At 47.8% G+C, this 13187-nt stretch carries 10 protein-coding genes; 1 reads left to right on the top strand and 9 read right to left on the bottom strand.

Going from position 1 to position 13187, the window contains the following annotated elements:
• Positions 1 to 9: 9 nt before the first annotated feature.
• Positions 10 to 2652, bottom strand: coding sequence for a DNA polymerase I (gene polA / locus O3627_RS08955; RefSeq protein ID WP_343092221.1), 2643 nt, complete (start codon positions 2650 to 2652; stop codon positions 10 to 12).
• Positions 2653 to 2762: 110 nt separating this feature from the next.
• On the opposite strand from polA, the gene O3627_RS08950 reads away from it, so the two are divergent.
• Positions 2763 to 3248: a YcxB family protein gene (locus O3627_RS08950; protein ID WP_002931548.1), complete on the top strand. Its 486-nt coding sequence runs from the start codon at positions 2763 to 2765 to the stop codon at positions 3246 to 3248.
• A 47-nt stretch (positions 3249 to 3295) separates the two neighbouring features.
• On the opposite strand, the gene O3627_RS08945 is transcribed toward O3627_RS08950, so the two are convergent.
• From O3627_RS08945 to O3627_RS08910, 8 genes are all read right to left on the bottom strand, one after another.
• Positions 3296 to 3910, bottom strand: a complete 615-nt coding sequence (locus O3627_RS08945; protein ID WP_125383031.1) for an HAD-IA family hydrolase — start codon at positions 3908 to 3910, stop codon at positions 3296 to 3298.
• Positions 3907 to 5184 carry an MATE family efflux transporter gene (locus O3627_RS08940; protein ID WP_125383033.1) on the bottom strand — a complete coding sequence of 426 codons (1278 nt, stop codon included), beginning with the start codon at positions 5182 to 5184 and terminating at the stop codon, positions 3907 to 3909. The genes O3627_RS08945 and O3627_RS08940 overlap by 4 nt, the downstream gene beginning before the upstream one ends.
• 108 nt (positions 5185 to 5292) lie before the next feature.
• A complete protein-coding gene (gene thrC / locus O3627_RS08935) occupies positions 5293 to 6777 on the bottom strand; it encodes a threonine synthase (RefSeq protein WP_125383034.1) in 1485 nt (494 codons plus the stop codon).
• Positions 6778 to 6889: 112 nt separating this feature from the next.
• Positions 6890 to 7987 carry a LysM domain-containing protein gene (locus O3627_RS08930; protein WP_125383036.1) on the bottom strand — a complete coding sequence of 366 codons (1098 nt, stop codon included), beginning with the start codon at positions 7985 to 7987 and terminating at the stop codon, positions 6890 to 6892.
• A gap of 211 nt (positions 7988 to 8198) precedes the next feature.
• A complete protein-coding gene (locus O3627_RS08925; protein ID WP_260468540.1) occupies positions 8199 to 9167 on the bottom strand; it encodes a hypothetical protein in 969 nt (322 codons plus the stop codon).
• Positions 9168 to 9366: 199 nt separating this feature from the next.
• Positions 9367 to 9990, bottom strand: a complete 624-nt coding sequence (locus tag O3627_RS08920) for a V-type ATP synthase subunit D (protein ID WP_343092220.1) — start codon at positions 9988 to 9990, stop codon at positions 9367 to 9369.
• On the bottom strand, positions 9987 to 11381 hold the full coding sequence (locus O3627_RS08915; protein ID WP_002902006.1) for a V-type ATP synthase subunit B: 1395 nt from the start codon (positions 11379 to 11381) through the stop codon (positions 9987 to 9989). Before O3627_RS08915 ends, O3627_RS08920 begins: the two co-directional genes overlap by 4 nt.
• A complete protein-coding gene (locus O3627_RS08910; protein WP_343092219.1) occupies positions 11368 to 13158 on the bottom strand; it encodes a V-type ATP synthase subunit A in 1791 nt (596 codons plus the stop codon). The genes O3627_RS08915 and O3627_RS08910 overlap by 14 nt, the downstream gene beginning before the upstream one ends.
• Positions 13159 to 13187 lie beyond the last annotated feature (29 nt).

Raw genomic sequence — 13187 nt, 5'->3', positions numbered from 1 at the left:
CTTGATATCCTATTTCGCCTCGTACCAAGTTTGGCCGGCATTTTCATCAGCTACTAGTGGAACGGCCAGTTCAATCGCAGCTTCCATGGTTTCTTTGACTAGCTGACGGACGGCTGTTAGCTCGTCAGCTGGCACTTCTAGCACGATTTCATCGTGAACCTGCAAGAGCATGCGAGACTTGAAATTCTTCTCTGTCAGAGCTCGGTCCAGATTAATCATAGCGACTTTGAGAATATCTGCAGCGGAGCCTTGGATCGGGCTGTTAATAGCTGTGCGCTCCGCAAAATTACGGATGTTAAAGTTGCGGGAATTGATGTCCGGCAAGGAGCGGCGGCGATGATAAATGGTCTCTACATAGCCTTTATCACGCGCTTCGCGAACGATGGTTTCCATATAATTCTTGATACCAGGGAAACGCTCAAAATAGGTCTCAATGTAGTCCTTGGCAGCCTTGCGGGAAATTCCCAAATTATTGGCCAGTCCGAAGTCGGAAATTCCATAAACTACTCCGAAGTTGACAGCCTTGGCATTGCGACGGTCATTAGGTGTCACATCCTCTGCCTTTTCAATACCAAAGACCCGCATGGCGGTAGCCGTGTGAATGTCTTCTCCATGCTGAAAGGCAGCAATCAAATGCTCGTCCTTAGAAATGTGAGCTAGCACCCGCAGCTCAATCTGGGAATAATCCGAGCTGAGAAGCACACTGTCTGCCCACTCCGGTACAAAGGCCTTGCGAATAAGACGCCCCTGCTCCAAACGAACGGGGATATTCTGCAGGTTCGGGTCAACCGAGGACAGGCGACCCGTCTGGGTCAAATCCTGAACATAGCGAGTGTGGATCTTGCCGTCAGCCGCTATCGCCTCCTGCAGTCCGATGATATAAGTGGACTGAAGCTTGCTGATTTGACGGTATTCCAGAATCTTAGACACAATCGGTGCAATCGGCGCTAAACGCTCCAGCACATCGACTGCTGTCGAGTAGCCCGTCTTGGTCTTTTTGGTGTACTCCAGTGGCAACCCCATATCCTCAAAGAGAATGGTTCCCAGCTGTTTCGGCGAGTTAATATTGAACTCCTGACCAGCCAGATCATAAATCTCCTGCGTTAGACTTTCCAGCGTCTTTTCATTTTCTACCTGCATGCCCTGCAGGGTTTCCCGCTCAACCTTGATCCCCGCAATCTCCATCTTGGCTAAGACAAAGGCCAGCGGCTGCTCAATTTCAAGCAACAAATCCAACTGATTGTGGGCGCGGAGCTGTTCTTGCATTGGCTCTTCTGTTTCCAGCAGTACTTGAACCTTACGAGCTAGATGCTCAAAGAGCTGCTCTTGCTCCGGCAGAGCGCGCTTGGCTCCCTTGCCATAAACCTCATCATCAGTCGGCAGGATTGTTTGGCCGTAGAGGCGAGCAATAGTCGCCAGCTCATTATCCTCGACCGTCGAAAGCAGATACTTGGCTAGGCGCGCATCAAAGGCTGCTGCCGGCAGTTCAATGCCGTAATGACTGAGCAGTACCTTAGTCCGCTTGAGATCGTAGGTTTTCAGAGCTGTTTTTGTCAAAAACTCCTGAAAGAGAGGTTGCTGTAGTAAATCGCTGGTGCCGACATAAATCTGACGGCTATCTCCCCAGGCAAGACCGACAATCTCTTCCTTGTGGTAGTTGTCACCCAAGATTTCAAAATAGAAGAATTGCTCTGGTGCCAGCATATCTGCTGTCACCTCAGTCACTTTGGTAAATTCAATTGGTTTGACTTCTACTGGCTCCTGACTAGTCCCTAGCTGAGCTTTGAGCTGCTTGAAGCCCATATCGTCGTAGAACTTGCTCAGAGCCTCTACCCGCGGACCCTTATAAACCAAATCATCCAGCCCGATTTCGATCGGAGCCTGAGTATTAATGGTAGCTAGGATCTTTGATAAGAAAGCCTTGTCCTTGTCATTGATCAGATTTTCCTTCATCTTGGAAGCCTTGAGCTGGTCAATGTTTTCATAGAGATTTTCCAAAGAACCATACTCCAAGAGAAGCTTGAGACCAGTCTTCTCACCGATCTTAGTCACACCGGGGATATTATCCGACTGATCGCCCATCAGCGCCTTAAGGTCGATGAACTGCTCTGGCGTGATGCCCATCTTTTCCATTAGGTAGGCTGGGGTAAATTCCTCAAACTCGGCCACGCCTTTCTTGGAAATCTCTACCACAGTATTTTCATCAGTCAGCTGAATCAAGTCTTTATCGCCGCTGACAATGGTCACATCATAAGGAACAGCTGTTTTTTCAGCCATCTTGTCCAAGGTCCCGATAATGTCATCCGCCTCATACTGAGCCAAGTCATAGAAGTGAATGCCTAGGTGCTTCAGCATTTCACGGATAAAAGGCAGCTGCTCACGAAATTCATCTGGTGTCTTGGCCCGACCAGCCTTATAGTCGGCGTACATCTCGGTCCGGAAGGTCGTCTTTCCAGCATCAAAAGCCACTAGAACATGAGTCGGCTGCACGCGCTCCAAGAGGTGATTGAGCATGAGGTGGAAGCCATAAATGGCATTGGTATGCAGGCCCGATGGACTCTTGAAACGGTCGATTTGATTATAAAGCGCAAAAAAAGCGCGAAAAGCAACGGACGAACCGTCGATTAATAATAACTTATTCTTATTTTCCATAGGTTTATTATAACACGAAAGGCGGACAAAGACAGAAAAGGCGGCGTGGAAAATAAAAAGTGATTTTAATAATTCCTGTATGGTATAATAATAAAAACTGGAGGTAAAAGATGTTTCCAATCCGTATTACAACTCTTGTGACTGAGGAAGTGTATCAACGATTTGCTTGGTCTATTTTCTTACGCGGGAAAAGTTTTTTGCTGAATATCATCATTTTTATAGGAATCCTGTCTCTCTATCTAACCTTCCTACCTGACAACCTGAAGCGTTTTTCATTCTTTACCGTGCTATTTATATCTTTGGTGACATTCTCAGCAATGTACTTTGGCATGGACTTTCAGATAAAGAAAGCCTATCAAAAAACTCCTTTTTGGAAGGATATGGAACAAACCCTTATATTTGAGAAAGATAAATTTTCTGTGAAAAGCAAACGAGGAGAGTTTCTTTATAGCTATGATGACATCGTTAAAGTTTTTCATACTAAGGATGATTTTTATATCATGTTGGGACCAAATATCGGTTTCCCTATCGGAAAAAAGAACTGTTCTCCCGAGGCTCTTGAGTTCTTGCTAGAACTTCACATTGAGCATATGTAAAAGAAAAAGCAGGTTAGACTGACAGTAGATCAGTTCTGGTCTGCTTTTTATTTTGTAAATAGATGCTTGATATCCACCAACTTCTCTATCTTCTGATTGATGTCTGGTCGGTAGTCACAGAAGTTAATGCTCTGGATGCCACTGTTGACTGCGACATCCACATCCAGCGTTCGGTCGCCGATATAGTAGGTTCCCTGCTTATCCAGGCCATATTTCTCAAGCAGATAGTCGACACCTTCTGGGTGGGGCTTGCGCTCAAAGCCGTTGGCTGTTGTGATGATTTCTATAAAATAATCATGAATTCCCAAGTCTTTTAAGATTTTATGAGCATTGAGCCCCTTGTGGGTATAGACGAACTGGGAAATACCCTGCTCTTCAGCCCAGGCCAGAATCTCCGCAGCTCCTTCCATCAGATGGACCTGAGCATTTTTCTCCTTTAGGCTTGCTCCACGGAAGGTATTCATCTCGGCAGCATCCAGACCTTTCTCAGACGCTACTTTTTCCAAGAGCTTCTGCACAGAGTGCTTTAGGATATAGCTGTGGATACTAGCCCTGTTGAAGTCCAAACCATAGTGAGCATAGGTTTCCTCAATCCCCGCCAAAATAGCATCGTAGGAGTCCAACAAGGTGCCGTCCAAATCCCAAATAAACGCTTTCGTCATGTGATTTTCCTCATTTTCCTGTCAAATAAAACCTTTAAAAACAGCCAGCGGAAGCCATTGTCCAAGAGCATCCCAGTCCAGACTCCTGGCAGACCCAAGCCAAAGGTCACACCCAGCAAGTAACCTACAATGATGCGAATCAACCACATACCAATAGTCGTGGCATAAAAGGGCAGTCTGGCATTGCCCAGCCCCTGCCAGATAGCTGTGTAAATCACGGTCCCGACTGCCATGGGTGTTCCCAGCAAAGAGAAAAGCATGACTGAAAGACTGGCTGTGATAGCTCCGCTATTATCCGTATATAGCAAGGTCAGTGGCCGACCAAAAACGAAAATTCCTAGAGCCACGGGCAGCATGCAAGCAAAAGACAGCCAGAAGGTTCGCTGACGAATCAGACCGACCTCTTGCATATCTCCCTCACCTACCGCATGGCCTACCAGCATGACTGTTGCTGTTGCGACCCCGAAGATTGGCATATAATTAAACTGCGTCAGAACTTCACCGATGGCATTCCCCGCTACTGCATCCGTCCCAAAGACGACCACAATGGCGATAATAACTACATCACCCGCCCGCATCATGAGCCGTTCTCCAGCAGCCGGTAGAGACAGGCGCAAGAGCTCTCTATCTAAGCCCCAGCGCCAACGGATCGTGGACAAATCCAGCTCCCGCCAGAGAATCAGCACACCCACTAAACGAGCCAGCACCGTTCCCAGCGCTACACCAATAATACCAAGCCGAAAGACGTAAATCCCCAGACCGGAAAAGAGGGCATTGAGGACATTGGTCAGAAGACTGACATACATGGGAAATCTAGGATTCCGCGTAACCCGCACCAGAGCCCCAAAGGAAGTCATAAAGCCTAGTAAGACAATAGTCCCACCAACCAGAGCCAGATACAGACCGCCTGCTTCAGCAACCGCCTTTTCTGTCCCCAGAAGATCCAGCATCTGCCTGCCAAAGAGCAGGGAAACGAGGCCTAGCAGAAGACTCATAAGTAGCGTCAGCTTGATAGCCTCGGCTGTATGATAGGCCAAACGCTCCTTGTCTCCTTGAGCCAGAGTCTTGGATATGAGACTGGAAATCGCAGCCCCAAGAGCGATAAAGATTGCCTGATAAATCGTAATGATGTTGCCGGCCACCGAGACACCAGAGATTGCAATCAGCCCAAGACTGGCTACCAGATAGCTGTCGACCATTCCCATGAGCATCTGCAAAAAATTCTCCGCCATAGCCGGCAAGGCGATATTCATGATTTTTTTATAGGTCGTCATAGAGAAAATTCTTCCTTTTAAGCATCAGCTACTTCACTTTCTTTCATTGGACATCCTAAGAAAAAATCAACCAGATATCCAGCTGATTTTAGGCCTTCTAAGTAAACTTTACAATCCCAAATAATCCTCAACTGCTGCCTGCATTTGGTCTGCAGCGACCGTCGTTTTGTGGCGCACTGGGGCTGTTTCTAAGCCGTCCACAGCTGGTGGCAAGGCTACGCCAGAAAGTTCGTGCAGTTGGTCCAAAGCCTCGAAGTCACTAAGTCCTGACTGACCAGTCACAGCCTCAACAGCCACGACTGGGAATTTATAAGGGCTAGCGGTAGACGCGATAACAGTCTTGCGCTGATCACCTGTCTCTGCCAAGTATTTTTGATAGACAGCGGACGCAACGGCTGTATGAGGATCTTCGATGTAGTCAGATGCCTGATAGACCCGCTTGATTTCAGTTGCTGTTTCTTCTTCTGTCGCATAATCTGCCGCAAATAGTTCCAAAATCTCAGCGTCAAAGTCCGTTAGTTCATACTGTCCATGCTCATTCAGAGCCGCCATCAGGGCAGCTGTTTTCTCTGCGCTGTTACCAGACAGATGGAAAATCAAGCGCTCCAAGTTAGAGGAAACCAGAATATCCATGGATGGACTAGACGTCACCTTAAAGCTCCGCTTCTTGTCATAAACCTGAGTCTTGAAGAAGTCGGTCAGGACATTGTTCTCATTCGATGCGCAGATTAGCTTGCCAACTGGCAGACCGATTTGCTTGGCATAGTAGGCCGCCAGGATATTACCAAAGTTCCCTGTCGGAACGGTAAAGTTGACCTTGTCTCCTGCTGTGATTTCTCCCGCCTTCACTAGCTGAGCATAGGCATAGACATAGTAAACAATCTGCGGCACCAAACGGCCGATATTCATGGAGTTAGCTGATGAAAACTGCAGTTTGTGCTCCAAGAGACGAGCTCGTAGGTCTGTGTCATTGAACATGTGCTTGACATTAGTCTGGGCATCGTCAAAGTTGCCATCAATAGCCACCACATGCGTATTGGCACCTGTCTGTGTCGTCATTTGCAGCTCTTGGACCTTGCTGACACCGTCTTTCGGATAAAAGACGATAATCTCAGTTCCTGGAACATCCGCAAAGCCTGCCATAGCCGCCTTGCCTGTGTCGCCAGAAGTCGCCGTCAAAATGACAATTTTGTTTTCCAAGCCGTGCTTTTTGGCTGCGGTTGTCATCAGATGAGGCAGGATGGACAAAGCCATGTCCTTGAAGGCAATAGTCGCTCCGTGGAAAAGTTCTAGATTATACTGACCATCCAGCTTGACCAAGGGAGCAATAGCCGCATCATCAAACTTGCTGTCGTAGGCATGGTTGATACAGTAGTCCAGCTCTGCTTCAGAAAAATCATCCAAAAATGCAGACAAAACCAGCTTGGCTACTTCCTGATAAGAAGCGTCTTTGAGCTTGGCAAAGTCCAAATCGACCTGCGGATAGGTAATGGGCGTAAAGAGCCCGCCATCTGTTGCCAAGCCTTGTAGAATCGCCTGGCTGGCTGTTACTCTATTCTTTTCGTCGCGTGTTGATTGATAAACTAAGGTCATTCTCTCTCATCCTTTATCTGTAGTTCGCTTTATTATACCAAAATTTATCAGAAAATTCTCGCCTTTTCACAGAGAATATCAGAAAAAGCCCATTTCTGGGCTTGTATCCATCTTATTCATTCATAGATACGTGAACGTGGTCGTAGTGGTTTTCGGTTACGCTGCCACGGTCTGGCATTTGGTTCCAAGTGTTAGCTGGTCCATAAATGCTTTCAAATGGTGCATAGAACTGTTGCTGCCAGATAACGTAAGAGATTCCTCTTTCAGTCATGTTAGAAGTAACATCGGCTGCGACCTGGTTTCCTAATTCAGTATTCTCACCAACGATAAAGTCAGCTGCCAAGCCCTTACCATGATCTCCGCTATCACCTGGGCGGTAGAGACTAAATTCTGTAATTCCATATTTAGCTGCTATCTCTTCTTTCAGAGCAGCAGTCTGTGGCTGAAGACCTTCATTAGCAGGATTGTTAGTCGTCACGCTAGCAGCATCTGTTACAGCTGGAGCATTGTAAGTTGTTGGCTCAACAGCGGCAGTTGCTTGACTGACTTGGTCTTGGCCTAATTCAGTAGCTTCTGGAGCCGCCTCTGCTGGAGCTGCTGGACTTGCAGCAACTACTGGCTGTGGCGCTGCCTCTACAGGAGCGGCTGCATTTGCTTCCGCAGCTGGGGCTGCTTCACTTGCAACTTCTGCTACTGGGGCAGGAGCTTCTTCAGCAGGCGCTGGTGCTTGGTCTGCTGGAGCTGCAACAGCTTCCTCAGCAGCCGGAGCTGGAGTTTCTGCTGCTTGAGCCGGTGCCGCTGGAGCGGCTTCTTCAGCACCAAAAATATCGCTAGCTGTATAATCTTCCGTTACCAATCCTGCATTATTGCCTGCTTGGTAGCTTTTGATTTCTACAGAGGTGATTTCGTTTTGTCCATTTGTTGTAATGGTCAAAACAGTACCTGGGAAAATCAAGTCTGCATTGGCAATTTGATTGATTTTAGCCAAATCAACAAGATCAATGTTCATCGCTTGAGCGATATTTCCCAAAGTGTCTCCATATTGAACAGTGTATGTTTGTTGGTTTTCATTGCTCGTAATATCTGCTTTAATTTGCTCAACTGTTCTGGCAGTCCAGTTTTGTGGCTGCTCCTCAGCTCGCGTTGTCAACAAAGGCAATGCTGACAAAGCAACAGTTGAAGCCAAAAGTAATTTCTTATTCATTTTCATATGCAAAATGCACCTTCCTAATCATTCATGATACGAAAACCATCTTACCATAAATCTTCTAAGAAAAAAGCCTTTTTCGACCTATTTAACAAAACTGTCTGCCCCCTGTAACATGGAGATTTGTTTGTAACATATAAAAAATTGCAGCAAGCAAAAGAACCCCATTTAGAGGGGTTCTGTTTTTCTTTTGGACTTCTAGAACTTAATGAAGTTACTCCTTTTTCTCTTGTTGCTCTTTCCAGTTGAGGTAATCCTGATAGCTTTGTATAGGATAGTCTGTTAAGGGCTGCGCATTGCTTGCATAGGGTCTGTCAACTGGATAGACTGTTAAATCACTTTCCCCCTCTGGCGCCAGCCAATGAAGCATATGGTTAAACCAGTCCTCTGACGTTACAACACCCTGACGACCATACACAGTACCTCCTCTGTCTAAGATCTCTTTAACCTGAGGATTCTCGCTTGTTAAATTGATTCTACTGCCTTTTTTAGAGGCATCCTTTATAGAGCCATCCTTTTCCAAGTGATCTAACAGGAGGTAGCCATTTTCTCGAGCAATGTTACGTAACGTTGTCGCATTAACATCACTTGATAAAGTGGGATTGGAAGGATCAGCCCAGTGATGTTTTGGATTAATCTGTTTATAGTCTTCTGGGATGTCACTGATTTCATGCGTCTCTAAATTCAGAAACACTTTCTTATCCTTGTCCGAATCCTTTTCCCCTTCAGGACGAATCGTCACAGTAAGATAGTCCACTTCTTGATAATGGACGAGATGGTTTGACATGATTGGAAAATAAGATGGATTATATGACCGAACAGCCTGATAAAGATCCACCTTTTGGGAAGGATATCCTTCCTGATTCAAGTCAAAGATAACCACATTCCAGTGCTCTTCCTTTCGTTGTGCATGATATGGTATATACTCTCCATCTACTTTATCAAGAATGTGTCCCTCTTGGCTAATAGTATAACGTTTCCCTGCAGACCATCCTCTTGTTATAGCTACAAATTGCTTATTTTCTCCAAATACAATAATATCACGAGAGGTTATTGCTTCAAAAGTACGATAAGTCCTTTTCTCTTTATGGGCGCTTCTATTTAAGTAGAAAAAACTAAACAAGCCCAAAGCTAAAACAAGGAGGAGCCCAGCACCCCACACCAACGTTTTCTTATTCTTCATCGTCACCCTCATCATTCTGCCATTTTATAGTCCTGCCGGCCATCTGTATATTTATTGAAGCTAACAGCATTTGTCTTGTCCCATTATACCATACAAGGGATAGGGTGTGAAAGAGAGTGTAAAAAAGAACTAGAGTCAGATTCATCGAATCCATCGCCCAGTTCCTATTTTTCATTCGTTTTTTTAACGCCTCCACATCTTACTTCACCTTCATCATTCGGACGAGGCTGGCCCGTTCGGCTTCTTCCAGCTTCATCTCAATGTAGTAGATGGTTTCTTTGAGGTCAGGGATGGTAGCATATTCTAGTCCGTTGACCCGACGGCGGGTTTTCTCGATTTCATCCGCCATGAGCTGGCAGCTTTTTTCAATCTCAGCCAGTCGCAGCAGGTCAGGAAGCAGATCACTCATACTTTCAATGGTTTCATCCATCTGGCTGTTAGACGTCACATAGCTATAAACCACGTCTCCCTCGTCATCACTATGTAGATTGTCAATGTGGGCATGCATCTTGGGTACGCGCACACTCATGATATTCTCAGTCTCCACATGCAGATTGACCTCCCGCATGGGCACAGCGAAAATCTCCTCGACCATGAGGTCGCTCTCCAGCGCCTTGGCCATGACAAAATCCTGCAGGTGACCGACCAGAGCGGATTCGACCTTTTGGCGAAGCTGATTATTCTCACGGACAGACTCAATGAAGCGCCGCATCAGCTCATCCCGCTTGTCCTTGAGCAGTTTATGCCCACGGACAGCCGTTTTGAGACGGGCTTTTAAGTTATTTAGCTCCATCCGAGTCGGCTTGACATTAAGTCGTGTCATCTTTCTTCCTCCTTGGTCTGCGGCAGGTATTGGTCAATCATATCGTCCTTAATCCGCTTAAGCTCCGTTCTTGGCAAGATGGATAGGAGTTCCCAGCCCAGATCCAAGCTTTCTTCAATGGTTCGGTTGGTCTGGAAACCTTGATTGATGTATTCCTGCTCGAAGCGATCGGTAAAGCGTACATAGAGCTTGTCCGTTTCGGACAGGGCGGATTCTCCCAGAACGACAGCCAACTCCTTAGCCTGCTTGCCTTGCGCATAGGCAGCAAATAGCTGGTTCATAGTTGCGGCATGGTCACCTCTAGTCTTGCCCTCACCTGAGCCCTTGTCCTTGAGACGGGACAGAGATGGTAGGACATTGATGGGCGGACGATAACCACTGTTGTAAAGGTCGCGTGAAAGGATAATCTGCCCCTCCGTAATATATCCCGTCAAGTCTGGAATCGGATGGGTAATGTCATCCTCTGGCATGGACAGGATTGGAATCTGCGTCACCGAGCCTTTCTTGCCGACCAGACGACCAGCCCGCTCATAGAGGGTGGACAGGTTAGTATAGAGATAGCCCGGATACCCACGGCGGCCCGGCACCTCACGACGAGCTGCAGAAACTTCCCGCAGGGCTTCGCAATAGTTGGTCATGTCAGTCATGATGACCAGAACGTGCATGTCTTTTTCATAAGCTAGGTACTCGGCTGCTGTCAGGGCAATCCGTGGCGTTGCAATCCGCTCGATAGCCGGATCATTAGCCAGATTGATAAAGAGCACCGAGCGGTCAATGGCTCCCGTCTCCCGGAGGTCATTCATGAAGAACTCAGCTTCTTCAAAGGTAATTCCCATGGCCGCAAAGACCACGGCGAAGTTTTCATCGGAGTTAAGCACGGTTGCCTGACGGGCGATTTGAGCAGCTAATTCCTTGTGGGGCAGACCAGATCCGGAAAACACTGGCAGTTTTTGCCCCCTAACCAAGGTATTGAGGTGGTCGATGGCTGAAATACCGGTCTGGATAAACTCATCTGGATAATCGCGAGCTACTGGATTGATGGCTTGACCGTCAATATCAAGATATTTCTCTGGCAAAATAGCTGGGCCGCCATCAATCGGCTTGCCCATTCCATTGAAAATCCGGCCTACCATGTCTTCTGACACTGGCAGCTCTAGCGGACGACCGGTAAAGCGGACCTTGGCTTTTTCCAGATTAATACCACTAGATCCCTCAAAAAGCTGGACCATAGCCTTGTCTTCCTGGACTTCCAGGACCTGGCCCTGGCGCTTGCTGCCGTCATGCAGCTGGATTTCTACCAATTCATTGAAATGCACGCCAGCGACTTGGTCGACAATCATCAGAGGGCCGACAACTTCACTGACGGTGCGGTATTCTTTAATGACGCTCATTGTCTAGTCCTCCTTGGGCAAGAATCTGGTGCAGGGTTTCCTCGATAGTCTGACTGAGGGCTTGAATTTTTCCCAGCTGGTCTTCATGTATAAACTTGCTGCGGGCAATTCGGTCACGCAGCTCCACCGTTCCTTCCATGATTTCTCGGAAATAAGCTCCAAGCTCCAAGGCACGATTGGCCTCCGCATCGAAAGTCAGGATATTGCTCAATAAAGCTACCTGTTTTTTGAAAGAAGTATAGGTGTCAACATCATCAAAGGCATTCTGCTGCAGATAGTCCTCGCGGATCATCTTGGCCGCATTCATGGTCAGTCGGTCCTTTTCAGACAAGGAATCCAAGCCAACCAAGCGCACGATTTCCTGCAGTTCGCTTTCCTTTTGCAGGATATTCATGGCCTTGGTGACTTTCTCAGCCCAAGCAATCTTCTCATGCTGGTCGATATATGCTCCCACTTCGTCTAGATAGAGAGAGTAAGAGCTCAGCCAGTTGATAGCTGGGAAATGCCGGCGTTGAGCCAGCTGGGCATCTAAGCCCCAGAAAACCTTGACAATCCGCAGGGTATTTTGCGTTACCGGCTCAGAAATATCTCCACCTGGAGGTGATACGGCCCCGATAGCGGTTATAGAGCCTTCTCGCGAAGTCGAACCGAGTGTTTTGACCCGGCCTGCCCGCTCGTAATACTCAGCAATCCGGCTGCCAAGATAGGCTGGATAGCCTTCGTCACCCGGCATTTCTTCCAGACGGCCGGACATTTCCCGCAGTGCTTCCGCCCAGCGAGAGGTGGAGTCCGCCATGATGGCCACGGAATAGCCCATGTCACGGAAGTATTCTGCAATCGTAATCCCAGTGTAAATCGATGCCTCCCGAGCCGCCACCGGCATATTGGAGGTGTTGGCAATCAGCACCGTCCGCTGCATGATGGACTGGCCAGTTGCTGGGTCGATTAGTTCTGGAAATTCATTGAGTACGTCGGTCATCTCATTGCCACGCTCACCGCAGCCGACATAGATAACGATGTCAACATTGGCAAACTTGGCTACCTGGTGCTGAACGACAGTCTTGCCAGCCCCGAAAGGTCCTGGTACGGCTGCTGCTCCGCCCTTGGTCACTGGGAAGAAGGTATCAATGACCCGCTGACCCGTCACCAAAGGCTCAACCGGAATCAGCTTCTGAGCAAAAGGACGCCCGCGACGGACCGGCCATTTTTGCATCAGAGTCCCTTTAAAGACAGACCTATCTGCCTGCTCAATCTCGTAAACAGTCTCTTCAACAGTGAAACTGCCAGCTGAGATGTTAGCCAAGCGTCCACTGACGCCGACTGGCACCATGATGCGGTGCTCCACCAGATTGGTCTCCTGCACCGTGCCCAGAATATCGCCAGCCTCAACCGCATCTCCGACAGACAGACTTGGAACAAAATCCCACTTAGCCTCTCGGTCTAAATTTGGCAATTGGACACCGCGGACGAGGAAGTCGCTTGCCGTGATGGTTTGGAAACGCTCCAAAGGCCGCTGAATCCCGTCAAACATCTGAGAAATCAGACCTGGACCCAGTTCAACAGACAGAGGGCTTCCAGTCGTGATGACTGGCTCTCCCGGACCCAAACCAGAAGTTTCTTCATAAACCTGAATAGAGGCTTGATCCCGCCGCATTTCAATAATTTCACCGATCAGCCCCAAATCGCCAACCCGGCAGATATCCTGAATATTCGCTTCCTGCATCCCTGATGCCAGCACCAGAGGACCAGAAACTTTGATAATCTTTCCTTGACTCACAATCTTCCTCCATTCTTGGGAGATTTTTC

It is taken from the genome of Streptococcus sp. 27098_8_82, from assembly GCF_041431615.1.
Taxonomy (GTDB): domain Bacteria; phylum Bacillota; class Bacilli; order Lactobacillales; family Streptococcaceae; genus Streptococcus; species Streptococcus sanguinis_K.
This window is presented reverse-complemented; position numbering and strand designations above follow the sequence as displayed.

Bases quoted from the DNA above. Each gene is read 5' to 3' on its own strand.
- polA (WP_343092221.1), bottom strand. From the start codon at position 2,652: ATGGAAAATAAGAATAAGTTATTATTAATCGACGGTTCGTCCGTTGCT.
- O3627_RS08950 (WP_002931548.1), top strand. From the start codon at position 2,763: ATGTTTCCAATCCGTATTACAACTCTTGTGACTGAGGAAGTGTATCAA.
- O3627_RS08945 (WP_125383031.1), bottom strand. From the start codon at position 3,910: ATGACGAAAGCGTTTATTTGGGATTTGGACGGCACCTTGTTGGACTCC.
- O3627_RS08940 (WP_125383033.1), bottom strand. From the start codon at position 5,184: ATGACGACCTATAAAAAAATCATGAATATCGCCTTGCCGGCTATGGCG.
- thrC (WP_125383034.1), bottom strand. From the start codon at position 6,777: ATGACCTTAGTTTATCAATCAACACGCGACGAAAAGAATAGAGTAACA.
- O3627_RS08930 (WP_125383036.1), bottom strand. From the start codon at position 7,987: ATGAAAATGAATAAGAAATTACTTTTGGCTTCAACTGTTGCTTTGTCA.
- O3627_RS08925 (WP_260468540.1), bottom strand. From the start codon at position 9,167: ATGAAGAATAAGAAAACGTTGGTGTGGGGTGCTGGGCTCCTCCTTGTT.
- O3627_RS08920 (WP_343092220.1), bottom strand. From the start codon at position 9,990: ATGACACGACTTAATGTCAAGCCGACTCGGATGGAGCTAAATAACTTA.
- O3627_RS08915 (WP_002902006.1), bottom strand. From the start codon at position 11,381: ATGAGCGTCATTAAAGAATACCGCACCGTCAGTGAAGTTGTCGGCCCT.